This window comes from Meridianimaribacter sp. CL38 (genome assembly GCF_004328055.1).
GTDB classification, from domain to species: Bacteria; Bacteroidota; Bacteroidia; order Flavobacteriales; family Flavobacteriaceae; genus Gaetbulibacter_B; species Gaetbulibacter_B jejuensis.
In genome coordinates this window covers 245103-268699 of the sequence record NZ_QKWS01000002.1, presented here as the reverse complement: position 1 = coordinate 268699, position 23597 = coordinate 245103, and the positions used below count along the sequence as shown (strand labels likewise).

Below are 23597 nucleotides of genomic sequence, written 5' to 3'. Positions count from 1 at the left end.
ATCGCTTGAACGTTACGGTTTTTCCGTACTTTGCAACTATGCTCTATTGGTGTGATGTCACTTTTTTTACAAAAAATTTTGCTGCTCCATAGGTTTTTTTTTGGTTAATTTTATGTTTTGGTCAAATTTGAGGGTTCTTTTACCATTTTCATCAGAAAGAATTGTTATAATTTCTGCGTCATCTGGTATTAAATTTGGAATTTTTTCTGGCCATTCTACAAGTTTCCATGCACTAGAGTAGAAGTAATCTTCAATACCAAAATTTAATGCTTCTTCCTCGTTTTCAATTCTATAAAAATCAAAATGAAAAATTGAATCAGAAGGAGATGAATATTCGTTAACAAGTGAGAATGTTGGACTACTTACCAAATCATTACTACCAAGATGTTCAACAATCGCTTTTATAAGTGTAGTTTTGCCAACACCCATTTCTCCGTAAAACAAAATTGTTCTAGAAGATGCATGTTTTATAACTGCTTCAGCAATTGAATGAATATCAGATATTTGATAAGTTGTTTCCAAAATTGTACTTGCTAAGTATAAAATTCAGCACAAGTATAAGAATAAAATTCGAGAAAAACCAATAAAAAGTGTATTTCGTCGGATTTTTTTGCATTACATAGATTATTTTGGACTCATGACAACAAACGGAATAATCATTTCTTCTAGAGACACTCCACCATGTTGATAAGTGTTTCTGTAATAGCTTACATAATGGTTATAATTGTTTGGGTAAGCTAAAAACACATCGCCTTTTGCGAAAATATAGGAGCTACTCATCGTGATTGAAGGCAAATGTATGGTCTTTGGATCTTTAGCTGCAAGTACATCTTTATTTTCATAAGTTAGGCTACGTCCAGTTTTGTATCTTAAATTTAAACTGGTATCTCTATCACCAATTACTCTTGATGGGTTTTTTACATTAATGGTTCCATGGTCTGTGGTTAAAATAAGCTTAAAACCAAGAAGCTGTGCTTGTTGAATCATTTCTAATAATGGAGAGTTTTTAAACCAGCTTTGTGTTAAAGATCTGTATGCCTTATCGTTTGAAGCTAACTCTTTTACAACTTCCATTTCGGTTTTAGCGTGAGAAAGCATATCTACAAAATTGTAAACCACTACAGTAAGGTCGTTGTCTTTTAAAGCTTTAAAGTTTTCAACTAGTTTCTTTCCAGATTTTAGGTTTGTGATTTTGTGATACTCATGTTTTAAGTGTGATAGCCCTAAGCGTTTTAATTGTGCTTCAAGAAACTCAGCTTCGTGTAAATTTTTACCACCATCATCAGTGTCGTTTTTCCAAAGGTCTGGATGTAGCTTTTCCATATCACTTGGCATTAAACCAGAAAAAATAGCATTTCTTGCATATTGCGTAGCTGTAGGGAGAATACTGTAAAACGGCTCTTCGTATGTTTTTTTGTAGTAATTGTTTACAATAGGCTCAAATGCTTTCCATTGGTCGTAACGCAAATTATCTATAACAACAAAAAGAGTTGGTTGTTTGTCGCTTAATTCAGGTACAACCTTTTCTTTAAATAAGGTATGTGACATTATTGGTGCTTCGGTGTTGTGATCAAACCAACTAGGGTAGTTCTTGTCTATAAATTTTCCAAACTGTTGGTTAGCTTCACTTTTTTGAGATTCTAAAATCTCAGTCATGCCAACATCTTCAATGTCTTCAAGCTGTAATTCCCAATAAATCAGTTTTTGATACAATTCTTCCCATTCTTTAAAAGAGTTAACCATAGATAAGTCCATAGCTATTTTCCTAAACTCTTGTTGGTAGTTAGAAGTTGTCTTTTCTGAAACTAACCTAGAATGATCCAAATTCTTTTTTAAACTCAGTAGTATTTGATTTGGGTTTACAGGTTTTATAAGGTAATCGGCTATTTTACTACCTATAGCTTCTTCCATAATATACTCTTCTTCACTTTTGGTAATCATAACCACAGGAAGGTTAGCACGCTTTTCTTTAATCTCATTCAAGGTTTCCAATCCTGTAAGTCCTGGCATGTTTTCATCTAAAAAAACAATATCAAAGTTAGTATCGTTAATAATTTCGATAGCTTCAGTACCACTTTTGCATGTAGTAACCTTATATTGCTTTTGTTCTAAAAAGAGAATATGTGGTTTAAGTAAATCAATTTCATCGTCAACCCAAAGAATATTTATATTGTTCATGTATATTTGTTTAAATTTAAAGTAAAAATTGAAGTTTGAATAAGGTAAACAAACTTAAGATATTTAACGACCCAATTTACGGATTTATTACTATTCCAAATTCGTTAATTTTTGATTTAATTGAACACAGATACTTTCAGCGTTTAAGACGAATAACCCAAATGGGAATGTCTTATTTGGTTTATCCAGGTGCACATCATACTAGATTTCATCATGCAATTGGTTGTATGCATCTAATGCAAAAAGCGGTGAATGTACTTCGTTTTAAAGGAGTTACAATTTCCAAAGAAGAAGAAGATGCACTATATATTGCCATTTTATTGCACGATATTGGTCATGGTCCATTCTCACACGCTATGGAGCATAGTATAGTTAATGGAGTATCGCATGAGGATATTTCGCTGCTTTTTATGGAGCAGTTGAACGAAGAATTTAACTCAAGTTTAACGCTTGCCATAGCTATCTTTAAAGGTAACTATTCCAGAAAGTTTTTATGTCAATTAATATCTGGTCAATTAGATATGGATCGATCAGATTATTTAAAGCGTGATAGTTTTTACACTGGAGTTGCTGAGGGAAATATTAACAGTGAGCGATTAATAACTATGCTTAACGTAGTTGAAGATGTGTTGGTTGTTGAAGAAAAAGGCATTTATAGTGTTGAGAAATTTTTGGTAGCACGACGTTTTATGTATTGGCAAGTGTATTTGCATAAAACTAGTTTAGCGGCTGAACAATTGTTAATGAAGGTGTTGAGTAGAGCTAAGGAGTTAACTAATAAAGGAGTTCATTTGCAAGCAAGTGAGCCTTTGCAGTATTTTCTTAAGAATGAAATCTCACTAGATGATTTTAATAAAGATACTCTAGAAGCCTTTTCACGGTTAGACGATTATGATATTGTTTCAGCAATGAAAACATGGCAGTTTCATGAAGATTTTGTACTGAGAAACCTTTGCGAAATGATTATAAATAGAGATTTACTTAAAGTTAAAATAAAGAATAAAAGGATAAAGAAAGATGTTTTGCAAAAACACACTCAAAACCTAATGAACAAGCATTCAATATCTAAAGATGAAGCTGAGTATTTTGTGTTTTATGGCGAAATTTCTAATCAGGCTTACAATGCCAAAAAGCAAGGGATTAATATTCTTCAAAAAAATGGAAAGATAGTAGACATCGCTAAAGTATCAGACCAGTTCAACATCAAGTCCCTTTCAAAACAAGTGACTAAATATTATATATGTTATCCTAAGGATAAAATGTGATACATTTTTTCTATTTTTGCGATTAATGAAATTCACAGCAACACAAATAGCAGGAATTTTAGAAGGTGATATTATTGGAAATCCCGATGTTGAAGTTTCTAAACTTTCCAAAATAGAAGAAGGAACCGAAGGGTCATTAACCTTTTTGGCTAATCCTAAATACAAGCCTTATATTTATTCTACAAAGGCATCAATTACAATAGTTAATAAAACTTTTGAAGCAGAAAACGACATCACTACAACTTTAATAAAAGTTGAAGATGCTTATAAATCGTTCTCAAAATTGTTGGAGTATTACAATCAGGTAAAACTTAATAAAAGCGGAGTTGAACAACCCTCGTTTATTTCAGAAACAGCAAGCTATGGAGAAAACGTTTATGTAGGCGCATTCACTTATATAGGTGATAAGGTAAAAATAGGAGATAATGTAAAAATATTTCCAAGTGCTTACATAGGAGACAATGTTACAATTGGTGATAATACCATAGTGTTTTCTGGAGCTAAAATTTATTCTGAAAGTTGCATAGGCTCAAACTGTGTGATTAACTCTGGGGCTATTATTGGAGCTGATGGTTTTGGTTTTGCACCTAATGAAAAAGGAGAATATAGCAAAGTACCACAAACCGGAAATGTAATTATTGAAGATTATGTAGATATTGGTGCTGCTACCACTATTGATAGAGCAACGTTAGGCTCTACAATTATTAGAAAAGGAGTTAAGCTTGATAACCAAATACAAATTGCACATAATGTTGAAGTTGGTAAAAATACAGTTATTGCTGCTCAAACAGGTGTAGCAGGATCTACTAAAATTGGTGAAAACTGTATTATAGGTGGTCAAGTTGGTATTGTAGGACATATAACAATAGGAAATAATGTAAAAATCCAAGCACAATCAGGAATTGGACGAAACATCAAGGATAATGAAGTGTTACAAGGTTCGCCAGCATTAAGTTATGGTGATTTTAATAAATCCTATGTATACTTTAAAAACCTTCCTAAGATTGTAAAAGATATTAATGAAATAGAAAAAAAAGTAAATGGCAATAATTAAAACAGACGTTAAGCAAAAAACCATTCAAAAAGAAGTTTCGCTTACAGGTGTTGGGTTGCATACAGGAAAAAATGTAACACTTACTTTTAAACCTGCTTCTGTAAATAATGGTTACTCTTTTAAAAGAATTGATTTAGAAGGTAATCCAGTAATCGAAGCTGATGCAAACTATGTTACCAACACACAACGTGGTACATGTTTAGAAAAAAATGGAGTTGTTATTCAAACCTCTGAACATGTTTTGGCTGCTTTGGTTGGAATGGATATTGACAACGTTATTATTGAGCTAAACGCTTCAGAACCTCCAATTATGGATGGATCATCAAAATTCTTTGTTGAAGCATTGGAAAATGCAGGAATCGAAGAGCAAGATGACTTTAGAGAAGAATATGTAGTATCTGATGTTGTGTCGTATTCAGATGAAGAAACAGGTAGCGAAATTATTGTTATGCCTTCTAAAGAATATCAAATTACAACAATGGTTGACTTTGGTACAAAAGTATTAGGCACTCAAAATGCAACTTTAAATCATATTTCCGATTTTAAAGATGATATTTCAGACTCTAGAACCTTTAGTTTCTTACATGAACTAGAAATGCTTTTAGAGCATGGACTTATTAAAGGAGGCGACTTAAACAATGCAATAGTTTATGTTGATAAGGAACTGTCAAAAGAAACTACCGAAAAACTTAAAGTAGCTTTTAATAAAGAGACTCTAGCAATAAAACCAAACGGAATTTTAGATAATCTTACGTTACATCATCCTAACGAAGCGGCTAGACATAAACTGTTAGATGTAATAGGAGATTTAGCTTTAGTAGGAACTCGAATTAGAGGGAAAATTATAGCTAACAAGCCAGGGCATTATATCAATACGCAGTTTGCTAAAAAAATGTCTAAAATCATTAAAAATGAAAGACGTAACAATGTTCCTAGTGTAGATTTAAACCAAGAACCATTAATGGATGTCAATCAAATTATGGCAATGTTGCCTCACAGACAGCCATTTTTGCTTATTGACAAAATATTTGAATTGACTGATAGTGGTGTTATAGGTATGAAAAATGTCACTATGAATGAGCCTTTCTTTGCAGGCCATTTCCCAGGAGCTCCAGTAATGCCAGGAGTTTTAATAGTTGAAGCTATGGCACAAACAGGAGGTATTTTGGTGTTAAGTACAGTGCCAGATCCTGAAAACTATTTAACCTTCTTTATGAAAATAGATAATGTTAAGTTTAAGCAAAAAGTAGTTCCTGGTGACACATTGATATTTAAGTGTGATTTAATTACACCTATTCGTCGTGGTATATGCCACATGCAAGGATATGCTTATGCAAACGGAAAGTTATGTGCTGAAGCAGAACTTATGGCTCAAATATCTAAAGTGAAATAAACATGAACCAGACAGAAACTTATATTTTAAGTGCTTTGGTCAATCAAATAGGCGAATACATTTTCACCTATTTATTTAAATTAAAATTATAAAAATGAACCAACCATTAGCATACGTACATCCTGGAGCAAAAATTGCAAAGAATGTCGTAATAGAACCTTTTACAACAATCAACAATAATGTAACTATTGGTGAAGGCACTTGGATTGGAAGTAATGTTACCATTATGGAAGGTGCAAGAATAGGAAAAAACTGTAATATTTTCCCTGGGGCTGTAATTTCTGCAGTTCCTCAAGACTTAAAATACAAAGACGAAGACACGCTTACAATTATTGGTGATAATGTAACTATAAGAGAGTGTGTTACCATTAATAGAGGTACAACCGATAAGATGAAAACAGTTGTAGGAGACAATTGTTTAATTATGGCGTATTGCCATATTGCTCACGATTGTATTGTAGGTAATAACTGTATTTTTTCAAACAACTCAACATTAGCAGGTCATATTACTGTTGGAGATTATGTTGTACTTGCTGGTATGACTGCTGTACACCAGTTTTGTTCAATTGGTAATCATGCTTTTGTAACAGGAGGATCTTTGGTAAGAAAAGATGTACCTCCTTATGTAAAAGCAGCAAGAGAGCCTTTGTCTTATGTTGGTATTAATTCTGTAGGACTAAGACGAAGAGGGTTTTCAACCGAAAAAATTAGAGAAATTCAAGATATATACAGAATTCTGTATCAAAAAAATTATAACAATACCCAAGCTGCTGAGATTATTGAAGCTGAAATGGAAGCGACTTCAGAACGCGATGAAATACTTCAATTTATCAAAGACTCTCAACGAGGTATTATGAAAGGATATTTTAAATCAAATTAATTTATGGCAACTACAAGTGATATTAGAAACGGATTGTGTATTAGATACAATCATGATATTTATAAAATTATAGAGTTTTTACACGTAAAACCTGGTAAAGGTCCAGCGTTTGTTCGTACAAAATTAAAAAGTGTAACTACAGGAAAAGTTATAGATAATACCTTTTCTGCAGGACATAAAATTGAAGATGTTAGAGTGGAAACTCACAAATTCCAGTTTTTATATAACGATGGTGAATTTTACCATTTTATGAATACTGAAGATTATACTCAAATTCGTTTATTGGAGGCTGCTTTAGACAGACCTGAATTAATGAAAGAAGGAGAAGTAGTAACTGTGCTTATCAACACAGAAGATAATTTACCTTTGTCTGTTGAAATGCCTGCAAGCGTTATTCTTGAAGTTACTGCAACTGAACCTGGAGTTAAAGGAAACACAGCAACTAATGCAACAAAACCTGCAACTGTTGAGACAGGAGCAGAGGTTAATGTTCCTTTGTTTATTAATGAAGGAGACAAGATTAAGATTGAAACTGAAAAAGGAACTTACAAAGAAAGAATTAAAGAATAGCTTTAATTGAAATTTTCTAAACCACATACTTTAAAAGAAATAGCTAGCATAATTAAGTGTGATTATGTTGGAGAAGAGACCTTTCCTGTTTTGGGCATGAACGAAATTCATGTGGTTGAACCAGGAGATATTGTGTTTGTTGATCATCCTAAGTATTATGATAAGGCATTACAATCTGCTGCAACCATAATATTAATTAATAAAGAGGTAGAATGTCCTAAAGGAAAAGCACTATTAATTAGTGATGACCCTTTTAGAGATTTTAATAAACTCACGCAACATTTTAAACCGTTTCAAGCTTCTGATATTGCAATATCAAAGACTGCAAAAGTTGGAAAAAACACAGTTATTCAACCCAATTGTTTTATTGGTAATAATGTTATAATAGGTGACAATTGTGTTATTCATTCTAATGTAAGTATTTATGATGATGCTGTTATTGGTGATAATGTTACAATACATTCAGGTACTGTATTAGGAGCAAATGCGTTTTACTACAAAAAAAGACCAACTGGTTTTGATCGTTTACTTTCTGGAGGTCGAGTAATTATTCAAGATAATGTTGATATAGGAGCTTCTTGTACAATTGATAAAGGTGTTACAGGAGATACTACCATTGGAGAAGGCTCTAAGCTAGATAACTTAATTCAAATAGGGCATGATACTGTTATTGGTAAAAAATGTCTCATTGCATCGCAAGTGGGTATTGCAGGTTGTGTAGTAATTGAAGACGAAGTAACTATCTGGGGACAAGTAGGTATTACCAGCGGAATTACCATAGGTTCAAAAGCAGTTATTTCTGCACAATCAGGAGTAAGTAAATCTCTTGAAGGTAACAATAGCTATTTTGGGACACCAGCAGACGATTTTAGATCTAAATATAAAGAAATAGCTTCTATCAAGAAGATTCCTGAAATTTTAGAACAATTAAAAAATAAATCATGACTCCAAAAGAATATGTAAAACGTTTTTATGAATCAGATTTTGCCAATGATACAACTGTAATTGATAATTATCTACATAAAGATTGTTTATTGCATTGGAGTAGTAGTAAAGGGTTTTCTGTTTTAAAGTTTAATGATATTAAAGATTTATTCTTAGATATCAGTAGAACGTATGAGTCGTTTAGAGTTGAAATCAGTCATCTGTTAGCCGATGAAAATTTTGTGACTACGAGATATACTGTCTATGTAAGAACAATTGAAGATCCTGATGAAGAACAACCAATGGCACATTTTATAACTATCTGGGAGTTAAAAGACAATAAACTCTATCGTGGTTACGAAATAAGCCAGCAAGCAGATGTAAGTTTAGAGAGTCTTAAATCATTTTCAAAAATAAAAGTATAAAACACTTTTTTATAGGTGTTAAAACAGTATTTTTGTAACGTTTTTTAAAATAAAAATCAAAATATAGATGAGCGTTTTAGTAAATAAGAATTCAAAAATTATAGTACAAGGTTTTACAGGTAGTGAAGGTACTTTTCACGCTGGACAAATGATTGAGTATGGAACCAATGTTGTTGGAGGTGTTACACCAGGAAAAGGTGGTCAAACTCATTTAGATAAACCAGTTTTTAACACTGTAAAAGAAGCTGTTGATTCAGTAGGAGCAGATACAACTATTATATTTGTACCACCAGCGTTTGCTGCTGATGCAATTATGGAAGCTGCTGATGCTGGTATTAAAGTAATTATCACAATTACTGAAGGTATTCCAGTTGCTGATATGATTACGGCTTCAAACTATATTAAAGATAAAGATTGTCGTTTAATAGGTCCTAACTGTCCTGGAGTAATCACTCCTGGTGAAGCTAAAGTAGGTATTATGCCTGGTTTCGTTTTCAAAAAAGGAAAAGTAGGGATTGTTTCAAAATCAGGAACATTAACTTATGAAGCGGCTGACCAAGTAGTAAAACAAGGTTTAGGAATTACTACAGCAATTGGTATTGGTGGAGACCCAATTATTGGAACAACAACTAAAGAAGCTGTTGAGTTGTTAATTAACGATTCAGAAACTGAAGCTGTTGTTATGATTGGAGAGATTGGAGGTCAATTAGAAGCCGATGCTGCTAAATGGTATAAAAACAGCGGAAGCAAAAAACCTATTATTGGGTTTATAGCTGGTGAAACTGCGCCTGCTGGACGTACAATGGGTCATGCTGGAGCTATAGTTGGAGGTAGTGACGATACTGCACAAGCTAAAAAAGCAATTATGAGAGATTGTGGAATTCATGTAGTTGATTCACCTGCTGAAATAGGTAAAAAAGTAGCAGAAGTTTTATCATAACTTTTTGTTAAAATATATACAAAAATATCTCGTTATCATTCCGTTGGCTGTATCTTAGTCAACGGAATTTTTTTATCAATTAACAAATCAACAAATGAAACAATTTAAATTACTTTACTTGTGTTTATCACTGTTTGTAGTATTTAGCTGCAAGACCGATAAAGGCAATGACACTTTGGCTTATGCTGTTGAAACCCATAAAGACGCTAGTGGGTTTTCTTATGAAACTGTTGAAAACGACCCAACAGGTTTACGTTTGTATACTCTAGACAATGGTTTAAAAGTATACTTAAGTAAAAATAATGACGAGCCAAAAATTCAAACTTATATAGCTGTTAGAGCTGGTTCTAACTACGATCCTAAAGAATCTACTGGATTAGCACACTACTTAGAGCACATGGTGTTTAAAGGTACTGATGAGATTAGTGCGTTAGACTGGGAAAAAGAAAAAGAGTATTTAAAGCAAATTTCTGATTTGTATGAAGAACATAAAGCTGAAACTGATCCTGAAAAGAAAAAAGCGCTTTATAAGAAGATAGATGAAGTATCGCTAGAGGCTTCAAACTATTGTGTAGCTAACGAGTATGATAAAATGGTAAGCTCTCTTGGTGCTACAGGAACAAATGCACATACTTGGTTTGAGGAAACAGTTTACAAAAACAAAATTCCTGCTAATGAGTTAGATAAATGGTTAAAATTAGAGAGTGAGCGTTTTAGTCAATTAGTATTAAGATTGTTCCATACTGAACTTGAAGCTGTTTTTGAAGAGTTTAACAGAGGTCAGGATAACGATTACAGAAAAGCATATGCTGCAATGTTAGATGGTTTATTTCCAAACCATCCTTACGGACAACAAACTACTATTGGTACAGGAGAACATTTAAAAAATCCTTCAATGGTAGCAATTCATAATTATTTCGATAAATATTATGTGCCAAACAACATGGCAATGGTATTAGTTGGTGATTTGGATTTTGATGCTACAATAAAAAAAGTGAATGAAACTTTTGGAAAATTAGAACGTAAAGAAGTTACTCATCCTACACTTCCAGTTGAAGAACCAATAACTGCTCCAGTTGTAAAAGAAGTGTTTGGACCAACATCAGAAAGTGTATCTATTGCTTTCCGTTCTAAAGGTGTAAATACTGATGAAGAAAAATTAATGACACTTGCCGATATGATTTTAGCTAATGGTAAAGCAGGTTTAATTGATTTAAATTTAAATCAGCAACAAGCAGTACAAAATGCAGGTTGTTCACCAATGTTTTTAAATGATTATGGATACCATACATTTAATGGTTCTCCTAAAGAAGGTCAAACACTAGATGAAGTTAAAGATTTACTATTAGCTCAAATAGATAAGCTTAAAAAAGGAGAATTTGAAGATTGGATGTTAGACGCAGTTATTAACGACCTTAAGCTTAGCGAAACTAGACAGTACGAAAACAGTACTGCTTTAGCTTCAATGTATTATAATGCTTTTATTCACCACGAAGATTGGCAAAGAAAAGTGAAGTTTTTAGATGATTTAAAGAAAATCACTAAACAAGAATTAGTAGATTTTGCTAATGGTTTTTACAAAGACAATTATGTAGTAACCTATAAGCGTCAAGGAGAAGATAACTCAATCGTAAAGGTTGAAAATCCTGGTATTACTCCTGTAAATCTTAACAGAGATAAGAGCTCTGAGTACCTAACAAACTTTAATGCTATTGAAGCTGCTGAATTACAGCCACAATACGTTGATTACAAAACAGCTATTAAAGAATCTAAAACCGATAATGGAATTAAAGTATCTTATATTGAAAATGAGTTGAACGATCTTTTCGACTTAAATATCATTTTTGATATGGGAAGTGATAACGATAAAAAGTTAGGATTAGCTGTTGGATATTTAGAGTACTTAGGAACTGATAAATACTCAGCTGAAGATCTTAAGAAAGAATTTTACAAATTAGGTATCGATTATTATGTAAGTGCAGGTTCAGAGAAGTCTTATGTAGGGTTGAGTGGTTTAAAAGAAAACTTGCCTAAAGGGCTAGAGCTATTAGAGCATTTATGGGCTAATGCTGTTCCAGACCAAGAAGCTTATGATAAGTATGTTGATCAAATCATAAAAGGAAGACAAGACGGTAAAACTCAAAAAGGAAATATTCTTTTTAACGGATTAATGAATTATGGTAAGTATGGTGATAATTCTAGATTAAGAAACATCATGCAAGCTAGTGAGCTAGCAACAGTAAATCCACAAGAGTTAGTTGATTTAGTTAAAGACATGAAAAACTACAAACAGCGTGTATTCTATTATGGTAAAGATGTTGATGCAGCTATCGCAGCATTAAATACACATCACGTTTTACCTGCAGAGTTAAAAGAATACCCTGAAGCTACAGCTTATGTTGAAAAAGAAACAGGAGGTAACGTGTATTTTGTAGATTACGATATGGTACAGTCTGAAATGTTATTTTTAGCAAAAGGAGAGCCTTTTAAAGCTGAAAACATGGCAGCTTCTACTTTATTTAACACGTATTTTGGTAGTGGTTTGTCTTCAATTGTATTCCAAGAAATTAGAGAGTCTAAATCGTTAGCTTACTCAGCGTTTTCTAGCTATAGTAATGCAAGTGATAAAGACGAGTCTAACTATGTAATGGCTTACATTGGTACTCAAGCAAACAAGATGCCACAAGCAGTAGATGCAATGATGGAGCTTATGACTAATATGCCTGAAGCTGAAGAGCAATTTAATGCTGCTAAAGAAGCTACATTAAAAAAGATTGCTGCACAACGTATTACAAAATCTAATATCTTCTGGACTTATGAAGGGCTTCAAAAAAGAGGTATAGATAACGATAACAGAGAAGAAATCTATAACACTATAAAAGATATGACTATTGAAGATTTAAGAAACTTTTTCAATACAAATATTAAGGGTGAAAACTATAACGTAATGGTTATTGGTAACAAAAAGGAAATCGACTTTAAAGCGTTAAGTAAGTTAGGTGAAGTACAAGAAATGGATGTTGATCATTTATTCAACTACGAAAAGCCTGAAGACGTAAAGCTGTAATTGAAATTATCATTCCGAAACCTGTTTCGGAATCTCAATAACAATGTTAAAAACCTCACAAGAATTTGTGAGGTTTTTTTATTTCGTGCAACTTGTATTTGCTATATTTGAACATCAACTAATATTAAAACTAACAATGAAAATTTTAGAAGGAAAAACAGCTATTATAACAGGTGCAAGTAGAGGTATTGGAAAAGGAATTGCTGAAGTTTTTGCACAACATGGAGCCAATGTGGCTTTTACCTATAGCTCTTCTGTAGAAGCTGCTAATCAATTAGAAAATGAATTAAACGCACTTGGTGTTAAAGCTAAAGGCTATCAAAGTAATGCTGCAGATTTTAATCAAGCTCAAGAGTTGGCTGATGATGTTGTAAAAGAATTTGGAAGCATTGATATATTAGTAAACAACGCAGGTATTACAAAAGACAACCTATTAATGCGTATTACTGAAGAAGATTTTGATAAGGTTATTGAAGTTAACCTTAAATCTGTTTTTAATATGACAAAAGCAGTACAACGAACTATGCTAAAACAACGTAAAGGATCTATCATTAATATGAGTTCTGTTGTTGGGGTTAAAGGTAATGCAGGACAAACTAATTATGCAGCATCAAAAGCTGGTATAATAGGATTTTCAAAATCGGTTGCATTAGAACTAGGTTCAAGAAACATTAGAAGTAACGTGATTGCTCCTGGGTTTATAGAAACTGAAATGACTGCAAAGCTAGATGAAGATACAGTAAAAGGATGGAGAGATGCAATACCATTAAAACGTGGTGGTACACCAGAAGATATTGCAAACGTATGTGTGTTTTTAGCTAGTGATATGAGTGCTTATGTTACTGGTCAAACCCTAAACGTTGATGGAGGAATGCTAACCTAATCAATATATTATTCAAATCTTATGAAAAAACTCTCTTATTTAATTGCAATTTGTTGCTTATTATCTATCCAGGCAATAGCTCAAGATTGGCAAAAGTACAAATCTGAAGATTTAGCTTTTATAGCATATTTTCCCGAAACGCCTAAGCGTACTGTACAACAAGTTGAAACAGCAGTAGGAACACTAGACATGCATATGGTTATGTGTACTCCACAACAAGACGATAATGTTGTGTATAGTACAATAAAATCTGATTATCCTGAAGAACAATTTATAGATGCAGATGATAAGTATAATACTACTGTTTTAGATGGAGCAGTTAAAGGAGCAGTAAGTAATGTAAACGGCACTTTAATATTTGATAAAAAAATCACCTTCAATGGCTACCCAGGAAGAGATGTCAAAATTGAAATTCAAGGCGGTTTTATATACATACGTGTTGCTTTAGTTGTAAACTCAATGTACATTTCACAAGTAATTTGCACGCCTGAAAATGATAATAATAGTAAAATAGAACGTTTTTTAGACGGTTTTGAAATTATAAAAGTTAAACAATAGTGCAAGAAAGCACCATTATATATATAATACTATCTGGAATCATAGCGCTTTTATTAGCGCTTTTTCAGTATATATATAAATCAAAAAGTAAGAGCAATAGTCACAAGTTTTTAGCTGTTTTAAGATTTGTGACTTTGTTTGCAATTATGCTTTTACTTATCAATCCAAAATTTGAGCAAACCACTTATTACAATGAAAAACCAACACTTGTTGTAGCTATTGATAATTCAGAGTCTGTTAGGTATTTAAACCAAAACAATAACACCAATGAGTTGATTGAACGCTTAAAAGCCAACGACTCTTTAAATGAAAATTTTAATCTAGAGTTTTATACCTTCGGAAAAACCTTAGCTAAAACAGATTCGTTATCTTATTCTGATAGACAATCAAATATGGCTTTGGCATTTGACCGCTTATCAGAAATTTATAGTAATTCAGTAGCTCCAACGCTATTGATAACCGATGGAAACCAAACCTACGGTAACGATTATGAGTTTTCTACAAACAAGTATAAGCAGCCTATTTACCCAATAATTTTAGGAGATACTACACAGTTTATTGATTTAAAAATCCAACAGCTTAATGTCAATAAATATGCATACTTAAAAAATAGATTTCCTATTGAAGCTATTCTTGTTTACAGTGGAGAAGGTTCGGTTTCAACCACTTTCAATATCACTTCAGGAAATACAGTTGTGTATTCGCAAAATGTCAATTTTACAGCAACAAGCACTTCAAAAGTCATTAATTTAACTTTACCAGCTAATAGGGCAGGAGTGTCAAGTTATAAAGCTGAAATTGTTCCGATAGAGAACGAAAAAAACACAGTAAACAATATCAAAAACTTTGCTGTAGAAGTTATAGACCAAAAAACAAACGTAGCTATAGTTTCTGATATTTTGCATCCTGATATTGGAGCCTTAAAAAAGAGTATTGAAAGCAACGAACAGCGTCAAGCAACACTTGTAACACCTGAAGAGTTTGTTTCCAACGCAGGCGACTATCAGCTAGCAATAGTGTATCAACCTAATATGAAGTTTAAACAAGCGTTTGATGAAATCAATCGTTTAAAAATTAATAAATGGGTAATTGCTGGTACAAAAACAAGTTGGAATGCACTTAACGCGCTGCAAAGTAATTACAAGCAAACAATAACCAATCAAACCGAAGATTTTTTACCAGAGTTAAACTTAAATTACACACCTTTTATTATTGAAAATGTCGATTTTGGTGAGTTTCCTCCTTTGCGTTCAGAATATGGCGAAACCGAATTTAACTTACCAATTCAAACCATTTGCTATAAAACTGTAAATGGAATAGCTATAGGAGAACCTTTGCTGGCTACTTTTGAAATCAATGAAACACGAGAAGCCTTACTTAATGGTGAAGGTATTTGGAAATGGCGAGCACAAAGTTTTCTTGAGCAAAAATCTTTTGAACCGTTTGATAATTTTATCGGTAAGATGGTTCAATATTTAAGTTCTAAACAAAGACGTACAAGACTAAACGTTGAATACGAGTCTTTTTACAACGGAAATGAAGACTTAAAAATTAATGCGCAATATTTCAATAAAAACTATGAGTTTGACACCAGTGGTAATTTAAACATCACTTTAAAAGATAAAGAAACTAACAACTCCAGAACACTTCCTTTTGTACTAAAAAATAATGGTTATCAGGTAGATTTAAGTGGAATTCCTGCTGGCGAATACAGTTTTACGGTATCAGTTACTGGTGAAAATGTATCTCAATCTGGCGAACTGAAAATTTTAGATTATAATGTAGAACAACAGTTTCTTAATGCTGATGTAGCTAAGTTAGAAAGACTTGCAGCATCCACTAAAGGAAACTCATTTTTCATTGATAATACCAGCAGCTTAGTCAAAACGTTAACGAGCGATACTAGGTTTGCAACACTACAAAAAAGCAGCAAAAATGTTGTACCTTTAATCGATTGGAAATACTTACTCGCTGTCATAGTTTTAAGTTTGACTGCTGAGTGGTTTATCAGAAAATATAACGGATTAATTTAAAAACTAACAAAAATGGATAAGTTACCTAAAATAGGTCTACCCATCATAATTGGAGTAGTACTTTTAATAATTGTATTAGCTAAATCTGCAGTAACCATTGGTTCTGGTGAAGCTGGTGTGCTATATAAAACTTTTGGAGGAGGTGTAGTGACTGATAAGCCACCTTTAGGTGAAGGTTTTCATATTGTAGCGCCTTGGAACAAAGTGCATGTTTATGAGGTTAGAAGACAAGAAATTTTTGAAAAAATGAAGGTGCTTTCCTCTAATGGATTAGACATACAACTAGATGCTTCTGCTTGGTACAAACCAGATTATGATAACCTTGGAAAACTTCACCAGGAAATTGGTGAAAATTATCTGCAAAGAATCATTTTACCTACCATTAGATCTGCTGCGCGTAGTGTAGTTGGTCGTTACACGCCAGAGCAATTATATTCTAGCAAACGTGATGCAATTCAGCGTGAAATCTTTGAAGAAACTAAAAAAATTGTTGATGACCAATATATTGTTTTAGATGAAATCTTAGTTAGAGATGTAACTTTGCCACCAACAATTAAAGATGCTATTGAGCGTAAACTAAAGCAAGAACAAGAGTCTTTAGAGTACGAGTTTAGGTTGGTTACTGCAGAAAAAGAGGCTGAAAGACAAATTATTGAAGCACAAGGTAAAGCAGATGCAAATAAAATTTTAAGTGCTTCCTTAACCGATAAAATTCTTCAAGACAAAGGTATTGAAGCAACTATTAAACTATCAGAGTCACCAAATAGTAAAGTAATTGTTATTGGTTCTGGAGATTCTGGAATGCCAATTATTTTAGGAAATCAGTAAGTCTTTTAAATGAGAAGTTTTATTCTTTTTCTATTGTGTAGTTTCACGCTATTTGCTCAAGATAATGACCAAACGCATTATCTAGAGTTTGTTGAATCCTACTACGATAAAGAATCAAAGCAACCAATATACATTTATGACGATATTGATGGTAGAATAGTTGATACCTTATATAATAATGAATCAAAATATTCTTGGTACAAAATAGCAATTATTGAAAGTAGCTACGGTTGGTTTAAAATCAAAAACATACAACGTTTACCTGATGCTTACAAAAATTACGACTATGAAAATCATTGGGTTAAAAGTTCAGGATTTTTAGTTTCTGTTGATGTCTATGAAGATGGTAACAAAGTTTATCTTTATGATTTAGCCTCTAAAACGTCTAATAAAATCCATAAAATAAGCGGTTTTCAAAAAGTCAATATTATAGAAGTTAGCGATTTATGGGCTAAAGTGAGTTTTAATGTTGGCAAAAAATCAGTGTCTGGTTGGTTAAGTTTTAAGGACCAATGTGCTTATCCTTGGACAACATGCCCTAAATATGATTAATTCGCATTTTAGACTTAAAATACTAACAAAATCATAAAACCTCTTATAGGATTTGGATTTTTAAATTTTTATTTTAAATCTTTGTACAGACAAAAACAACAAATGAATTTTATTCAATTACATCATCATCATTTTCATACTTGCACTCAAGCGAGCTGAAAATGTATTGAATAATAACAAGATATTTTTAAAACCGTTTGAGTAAATCAAGCGGTTTTTTGTTTTTACAAACGTAAAAATATCTCCCAAAAAAGATTTACTCAAACACATTAAAACCAAAATGAGTAAATTAAAAATTGCAGTTCAAAAATCGGGTCGGTTACACGACGATTCTATGAAAATCCTTAAAGACGTTGGGATTTCTATAGATAATGGCAAAGACCAATTAAAAGCTTCGGCTAGAAACTTCCCTTTAGAGGTCTTTTATTTAAGAAATGGTGATATCCCTCAATACCTTAGAGATGGTGTGGTTGATGTTGCCATTATAGGAGAAAACGTATTGGTTGAAAAAGGTAAAGATATTTCCATAGTTGAAAAACTAGGGTTTTCTACCTGTAAAGTTTCGGTAGCAGTACCAAAGTCTACCAAATATTCAACAATTCAGGATTTAGAAGGCAAGCGTATTGCAACATCTTATCCAAACACTGTGAATGGGTTTTTACAATCAAACAATGTAAATGCTGAATTACATATAATAAACGGTTCGGTTGAAATTGCACCAAACATAGGACTTGCCGATGCTATTGTAGATATCGTTTCCAGCGGAAGCACCTTGTTTAAAAATAACCTAAAAGAAGTTGAAGTGCTTTTAAAGTCAGAAGCTGTTTTAGCAGTGTCTCCTAATATTAGTGAAGATAAACAACAGGTATTAGAGAAACTACAATTCAGGATCAAATCGGTTTTAAAAGGAAGACAAAACAAATATGTCTTACTAAATGCTCCTAACAAAAACTTGGAAAGTATTATTAATATTCTTCCAGGAATGAATAGTCCTACAGTAATGCCTTTAGCAAAAGAAGGTTGGAGCTCACTACACTCAGTAATCAATAAAAATGACTTTTGGGAAATTATAGATGAACTTAAAGCAAATGGAGCTGAAGGTATTCTTGTTTGTCCAATAGAAAATATGGTAATATAGTATGGAAACAATCATAAATCCAAGTAAAGTACAATGGTCAGAAATTTTACAACGACCAACAAAAACCATTGACGACATTGAAAACACTGTAACGCAAATTTTTGATGATGTTAAGCGTAATGGAGATAAAGCTGTTAGTAAATATACTTCCCTTTTTGATGGAGTAGATTTAAAAAGTAGCTTGGTTACAAGCTCAGAAATTCAAAAAGCAGTTGAAAGTGTACCTTCAGAATTAAAACAAGCCATTCAATTAGCTAAAGCTAACATTGAAACATTTCACGCAGCTCAAAAAACCCAAAATGTAGACGTAGAAACTACAAAAGGAGTTCGTTGTTGGCAAGAAAAACGTGCTATTCAAAAAATAGGCTTATACATTCCAGGAGGAACAGCGCCATTGTTTTCAACGGTTTTAATGCTTGCAGTTCCTGCTAAAATTGCTGGTTGCACAGAAATCGTTTTATGTTCACCACCAAATAAAAATGGACAAATTGCTAATGAAATTTTATATGCAGCTCAGTTGTGTGGTGTAACTAAAATTTATAAAGTTGGAGGTATTCAAGCAATAGCGAGTTTAACATTTGGAACCGAAACTATTCCGCAAGTTTATAAAATATTCGGACCAGGAAATCAATTTGTTACTGTTGCAAAACAACTAGCTACCAAATATGGTGTTGCAATTGATATGCCTGCAGGACCAAGTGAATTATTGGTGTTTGCTGATGATTCTGCTAATGCAGTTTTTGTGGCTTCAGATCTATTGAGTCAAGCAGAGCATGGTACAGATAGTCAGGTTATTTTAGTGACAACTTCAAAAGCAATGGCTTCGCAAGTAGAGGACGAAGTTAAAAAGCAGTTACAAGTTCTACCAAGAAAATCAGTTGCAGAACAGTCTATTTCAAATTCAAAAATTGTTTACCTGAATTCTAATACTGAAGCTTTAGAGTTAATTAATGAATATGCACCAGAACATTTTATTGTGTGTGCAAAGGACGAAGTCTTTTTTATTGATGGGATTTTAAATGCAGGCTCTGTATTTATTGGTAATTACACACCTGAAAGCGCTGGAGATTATGCTTCAGGAACAAACCATACTTTGCCAACTAATGGATTTAGTAAATCCTATTCAGGAGTTAATTTAGATAGTTTTACTAAGAGTATTACGTTTCAAAAAATTAGTGAAGAAGGTATAAAAAATATAGGGCAAAGCATTGAGTTAATGGCAGAGGCTGAAGGTTTACAAGCTCACAAAAATGCAGTTACCATTAGACTTAATACATTGAAGTTATGAAGCAAGTATTCGATATAGATGCATTGGTAAGACCGTCAATTAAGGATTTAAAACCATATTCTTCAGCAAGAGATGAGTTTAAAGAGTTCAATAAAGACATGATGTTTCTAGATGCTAATGAAAATCCTTTTAACAACGGATTAAATAGGTATCCTGATCCTCAACAAAGCAGCTTAAAAGAAAAACTATCAGAAATTAAAGAGGTTAAAAGTTCACAGATTTTATTAGGAAATGGAAGTGACGAGATACTCGATTTGATTTTTAGAGCATTTTGTGAACCAACTAAAGATGAAGTCATTGTTTTACCTCCAACTTACGGTATGTACGAAGTGTTGGCAAATACCAATGCTGTAAAGGTTATTGAAATTAATTTAGATGAAACATTTCAACCTAAGGTAAAACCTATCTTAGAGAGTCAAAAAGAAAATACCAAACTGCTTTTTTTGTGCTCACCTAACAATCCTACTGCTAATAGCTTCAATGCGAAAAATATTGAAGAGTTAATTAAAGGGTTTAATGGCATTGTAGTTATAGATGAAGCTTACATTGATTTTTCAAATCAAGAGAGTTGGTTGAGTAAACTAAAGGATTTTCCTAATTTAATTGTTACTCAAACACTTTCTAAAGCTTACGGATTAGCAGGTATAAGACTAGGTGTATGTTATGCTTCAGAAGCTATAATTTCGATATTAAACAAAATAAAACCGCCTTATAATGTCAATGCATTAACACAACAAAAAGCCCTTGAACGATTATTAGAAATTAATAAAGTGAAGCAAGAGGTAAAGACTTTAATTTCAGAAAGAGAAGTATTGATAAAAGCACTTGGGGATTTGAAATTTATAGGGAAAATTTACCCTTCTGATGCAAATTTTATCTTGATGAAAGTAGATGATGCCAATTTAAGGTATAGGCAATTAATTGCAGAAGGAATTGTGGTTCGTAATAGAACTAATCAACCATTATGTGAAAACTGTTTAAGGATAACAGTTGGGACACCTAATGAAAACAAAAAATTAATTAAGACATTAAAATATTTAGACCAATGAAAAAAGTATTGTTTATAGATAGAGATGGAACGTTGGTACTTGAGCCTCCTGTAGATTATCAATTGGATAGTTTAGAGAAATTGGAGTTCTATCCAAAGGTGTTTCAGTATATGAGTAAAATAGCTAATGAACTCGATTACGAATTGGTTATGGTTACTAATCAAGATGGTTTGGGGACTAATTCTTTTCCTGAGGACACGTTTTGGCCAGCTCAAAACAAGATAATCAATGCATTTGCTAATGAAGGTGTTGTTTTTTCTGAAGTTTATATTGATAAAACATTTCCTGAAGAAAACGCTAACACTCGTAAACCTAGAACAGGCTTACTGACTAAGTATTTTTCTGATGCGTATGACCTAGAAAATTCGTTTGTTATTGGAGACAGAATTACTGACATGGAACTTGCAAAAAACTTGGGAGCTAAAGGGATTTATTTATCTCAAGACCCAAATTTAGGCGCCAATGAAATTGAAACATCTTTACAGAGTATTACAGATTGTATCTCAATAACAACAACAGATTGGAAAGCAATTTATCAATACTTAAAAGTTAAAGATCGTTCAGCTAGTATTGAAAGAAATACTAAAGAAACACAAATAACAATCAATCTCAATGTTGACGGAACTGGTAAAAGTAATATTGATACAGGAATTGCATTTTTTGACCACATGTTAGACCAAATTGCAAGACATGGTCAGCTTGATTTAGATATTAAAGTCAATGGTGATTTAGAAGTTGACGAACACCACACTATAGAAGATACAGCAATTGCTTTAGGCGAAGTGTTTTCAAAAGCATTAAGCAATAAGTTAGGAATGGAACGTTACGGATTTTGTTTACCAATGGATGACTGTCTAGCTCAAGCAGCTATTGACTTTGGAGGACGAAATTGGTTGGTTTGGGATGCTGATTTTAAAAGAGAAATGATAGGTAAAATGCCAACCGAAATGTTCTTTCACTTTTTTAAATCGTTTACTGATGGTGCCAAATGCAATCTCAATATAAAAGCAGAAGGTACTAACGAGCATCATAAAATTGAAGCCATTTTTAAGGCATTTGCTAAAGCTATTAAAATGGCAGTAAAACGAGATGTAGAAAAAATGATTTTACCATCAACTAAAGGAGTTTTGTAAATGTCACTTCGAGTGATTTTGTACAACAAAAATTATATCGATAAGAAATGAAAGTAACTATTATAGATTATGGAGCAGGAAACATTAAGAGTATTCAGTTTGCTTTTAATAGGTTAGGAGTAGAAGCGATATTGACAAATAATTCTGAAGAAATTAAATCAGCAGACAGAGTAATTTTTCCAGGAGTAGGAGAAGCATCATCAGCAATGAATATGTTGAAGAGATCAAAACTTAATCTTTTAATTCCAGAGTTAAAGCAACCTGTTTTAGGGATTTGTTTAGGGATGCAATTGCTTTGTAATTTTACCGAAGAGGGCAACACTCAAGGTTTAGGTGTATTTGATGTTAGTGTAAAACGGTTTTCTGATGCTTTAAAAGTACCTCAAATGGGATGGAATTCCATTACCGATTTGAAGTCACCTTTATTTAAAAACAGTAATGAGCAAGATTATATGTATTTGGTGCATAGCTACTTTGCGGAAGTATGTAATCAAACCATTGCCAAAACTAATTATGGGTTAACATATTCTTCTGCATTACAAAATAAAAACTTTTATGGAGTACAATTTCACCCAGAAAAAAGTAGTACAGCAGGAGAACAAATTTTAAAGAATTTTATAGAACTATAATATTATGCTGAACCAGTTTCAGCATCTCAAAATAAATTATTAATTAAAAAAAGTCCTGCTTTTGCAGGAAAGAAATCATGAGGATAATTCCAGCAATAGATATCATAGACGGTAAATGTGTGCGCTTAACCAAAGGCGATTACAATACCAAAAAAATATATAATGAAAATCCTTTAGAAGTTGCAAAACAGTTTGAAGGCGCAGGTATTGAGTATTTGCATTTAGTAGATTTAGATGGTGCAAAAGCAAAACACATTGTAAACTATAGAGTTTTGGAGCTTATTGCCTCCAAAACTAGTCTTAAAATAGATTTTGGAGGTGGTTTAAAATCTGATGAAGACTTACATATCGCTTTCAATTCTGGTGCAAAACAAATTACAGGAGGTAGTATAGCTGTAAAAGACAGTGTAACTTTTGAAACATGGATTGAAAAATATGGTGGAGCAAAAATCATATTAGGAGCCGATTGTGAAAACGAAAAAGTAGCTATCAATGGTTGGCAGGAGCAAAGTAGTTTAGAAATAGTTCCCTTTATCAAAACGTACCAAAAGAAAGGAATACAATACGTTGTTTGTACTGATATTGCTAAAGATGGCATGTTAGAAGGTCCTTCGTTTGATTTGTATAAAAAAATTATTGACAACTGTTCTAATAGTGAAAGTCAATCTATTAAACTAATCGCCTCAGGTGGTGTAACCTCAATTGATGATATTAATAAACTCGAAGATTTAGGTTGTGAAGCAGTTATAATAGGAAAAGCACTTTATGAAGGCGCTATAAACTTAAAGGACTTAGAAAAACAGTTTTAAA

Annotated in this window: 22 protein-coding genes; 20 read left to right on the top strand and 2 right to left on the bottom strand. The window is 32.6% G+C overall.

The window, feature by feature from the left end; all coding sequences use genetic code 11:
• Positions 1-66: 66 nt before the first annotated feature.
• Entirely contained in the window at positions 67-522 is a 456-nt protein-coding gene (tsaE, locus tag DMZ43_RS06370) for a tRNA (adenosine(37)-N6)-threonylcarbamoyltransferase complex ATPase subunit type 1 TsaE (protein ID WP_131506739.1), read from the bottom strand.
• A 102-nt stretch (positions 523-624) separates the two neighbouring features.
• Positions 625-2178, bottom strand: coding sequence for a bifunctional response regulator/alkaline phosphatase family protein (locus tag DMZ43_RS06365; protein ID WP_129760103.1), 1554 nt, complete (start codon positions 2176-2178; stop codon positions 625-627).
• 35 nt (positions 2179-2213) lie between these two features.
• Here DMZ43_RS06365 and DMZ43_RS06360 point away from each other — a divergent pair, with 35 nt between their 5' ends.
• From DMZ43_RS06360 to hisA, 20 genes are all read left to right on the top strand, one after another.
• Positions 2214-3443 carry an HD domain-containing protein gene (locus DMZ43_RS06360; RefSeq protein WP_131506738.1) on the top strand — a complete coding sequence of 410 codons (1230 nt, stop codon included), beginning with the start codon at positions 2214-2216 and terminating at the stop codon, positions 3441-3443.
• A 25-nt stretch (positions 3444-3468) separates the two neighbouring features.
• Complete coding sequence (lpxD, locus tag DMZ43_RS06355; protein ID WP_129760101.1) at positions 3469-4497, top strand: UDP-3-O-(3-hydroxymyristoyl)glucosamine N-acyltransferase; 1029 nt, start codon at positions 3469-3471, stop codon at positions 4495-4497.
• Positions 4484-5890: a bifunctional UDP-3-O-[3-hydroxymyristoyl] N-acetylglucosamine deacetylase/3-hydroxyacyl-ACP dehydratase gene (locus DMZ43_RS06350; protein ID WP_131506737.1), complete on the top strand. Its 1407-nt coding sequence runs from the start codon at positions 4484-4486 to the stop codon at positions 5888-5890. Before lpxD ends, DMZ43_RS06350 begins: the two co-directional genes overlap by 14 nt.
• A gap of 94 nt (positions 5891-5984) precedes the next feature.
• Complete coding sequence (lpxA, locus tag DMZ43_RS06345; protein WP_129760099.1) at positions 5985-6770, top strand: acyl-ACP--UDP-N-acetylglucosamine O-acyltransferase; 786 nt, start codon at positions 5985-5987, stop codon at positions 6768-6770.
• Positions 6771-6773: 3 nt separating this feature from the next.
• Complete coding sequence (gene efp, locus DMZ43_RS06340) at positions 6774-7340, top strand: elongation factor P (RefSeq protein ID WP_129760098.1); 567 nt, start codon at positions 6774-6776, stop codon at positions 7338-7340.
• Between the two features lie 6 nt (positions 7341-7346).
• Positions 7347-8285, top strand: a complete 939-nt coding sequence (locus tag DMZ43_RS06335; RefSeq protein ID WP_131506736.1) for a UDP-3-O-(3-hydroxymyristoyl)glucosamine N-acyltransferase — start codon at positions 7347-7349, stop codon at positions 8283-8285.
• On the top strand, positions 8282-8689 hold the full coding sequence (locus DMZ43_RS06330) for a nuclear transport factor 2 family protein (protein ID WP_131506735.1): 408 nt from the start codon (positions 8282-8284) through the stop codon (positions 8687-8689). The genes DMZ43_RS06335 and DMZ43_RS06330 overlap by 4 nt, the downstream gene beginning before the upstream one ends.
• Positions 8690-8756: 67 nt before the next feature.
• A complete protein-coding gene (sucD, locus tag DMZ43_RS06325; RefSeq protein ID WP_129760095.1) occupies positions 8757-9629 on the top strand; it encodes a succinate--CoA ligase subunit alpha in 873 nt (290 codons plus the stop codon).
• Positions 9630-9723: 94 nt separating this feature from the next.
• The gene (locus DMZ43_RS06320) at positions 9724-12696 is read left to right on the top strand and encodes a pitrilysin family protein (RefSeq protein ID WP_131506734.1); all 2973 of its coding nucleotides are present in this window, start codon (positions 9724-9726) and stop codon (positions 12694-12696) included.
• A gap of 136 nt (positions 12697-12832) precedes the next feature.
• Positions 12833-13579 (top strand): 3-oxoacyl-[acyl-carrier-protein] reductase, encoded by a 747-nt coding sequence (gene fabG / locus DMZ43_RS06315; protein WP_131506733.1) that lies wholly within the window; start codon positions 12833-12835, stop codon positions 13577-13579.
• A gap of 21 nt (positions 13580-13600) precedes the next feature.
• A complete protein-coding gene (locus tag DMZ43_RS06310; protein WP_131506732.1) occupies positions 13601-14137 on the top strand; it encodes a hypothetical protein in 537 nt (178 codons plus the stop codon).
• A 146-nt stretch (positions 14138-14283) separates the two neighbouring features.
• Positions 14284-16170 (top strand): VWA domain-containing protein, encoded by a 1887-nt coding sequence (locus DMZ43_RS06305; protein WP_238155785.1) that lies wholly within the window; start codon positions 14284-14286, stop codon positions 16168-16170.
• A gap of 12 nt (positions 16171-16182) precedes the next feature.
• Complete coding sequence (locus DMZ43_RS06300) at positions 16183-16998, top strand: prohibitin family protein (protein WP_131506730.1); 816 nt, start codon at positions 16183-16185, stop codon at positions 16996-16998.
• 9 nt (positions 16999-17007) lie between these two features.
• Complete coding sequence (locus DMZ43_RS06295) at positions 17008-17550, top strand: hypothetical protein (protein WP_131506729.1); 543 nt, start codon at positions 17008-17010, stop codon at positions 17548-17550.
• A gap of 280 nt (positions 17551-17830) precedes the next feature.
• Complete coding sequence (gene hisG, locus DMZ43_RS06290; RefSeq protein ID WP_131506728.1) at positions 17831-18688, top strand: ATP phosphoribosyltransferase; 858 nt, start codon at positions 17831-17833, stop codon at positions 18686-18688.
• Position 18689: 1 nt separating this feature from the next.
• Positions 18690-19976 carry a histidinol dehydrogenase gene (gene hisD / locus DMZ43_RS06285; RefSeq protein WP_131506727.1) on the top strand — a complete coding sequence of 429 codons (1287 nt, stop codon included), beginning with the start codon at positions 18690-18692 and terminating at the stop codon, positions 19974-19976.
• Positions 19973-21025, top strand: a complete 1053-nt coding sequence (hisC, locus tag DMZ43_RS06280) for a histidinol-phosphate transaminase (RefSeq protein ID WP_131506726.1) — start codon at positions 19973-19975, stop codon at positions 21023-21025. Before hisD ends, hisC begins: the two co-directional genes overlap by 4 nt.
• The gene (gene hisB / locus DMZ43_RS06275; RefSeq protein WP_131506725.1) at positions 21022-22158 is read left to right on the top strand and encodes a bifunctional histidinol-phosphatase/imidazoleglycerol-phosphate dehydratase HisB; all 1137 of its coding nucleotides are present in this window, start codon (positions 21022-21024) and stop codon (positions 22156-22158) included. The genes hisC and hisB overlap by 4 nt, the downstream gene beginning before the upstream one ends.
• 47 nt (positions 22159-22205) lie before the next feature.
• A complete protein-coding gene (gene hisH / locus DMZ43_RS06270) occupies positions 22206-22787 on the top strand; it encodes an imidazole glycerol phosphate synthase subunit HisH (RefSeq protein ID WP_131506724.1) in 582 nt (193 codons plus the stop codon).
• A 77-nt stretch (positions 22788-22864) separates the two neighbouring features.
• A complete protein-coding gene (gene hisA / locus DMZ43_RS06265) occupies positions 22865-23596 on the top strand; it encodes a 1-(5-phosphoribosyl)-5-[(5-phosphoribosylamino)methylideneamino]imidazole-4-carboxamide isomerase (protein WP_131506723.1) in 732 nt (243 codons plus the stop codon).
• Position 23597 lies beyond the last annotated feature (1 nt).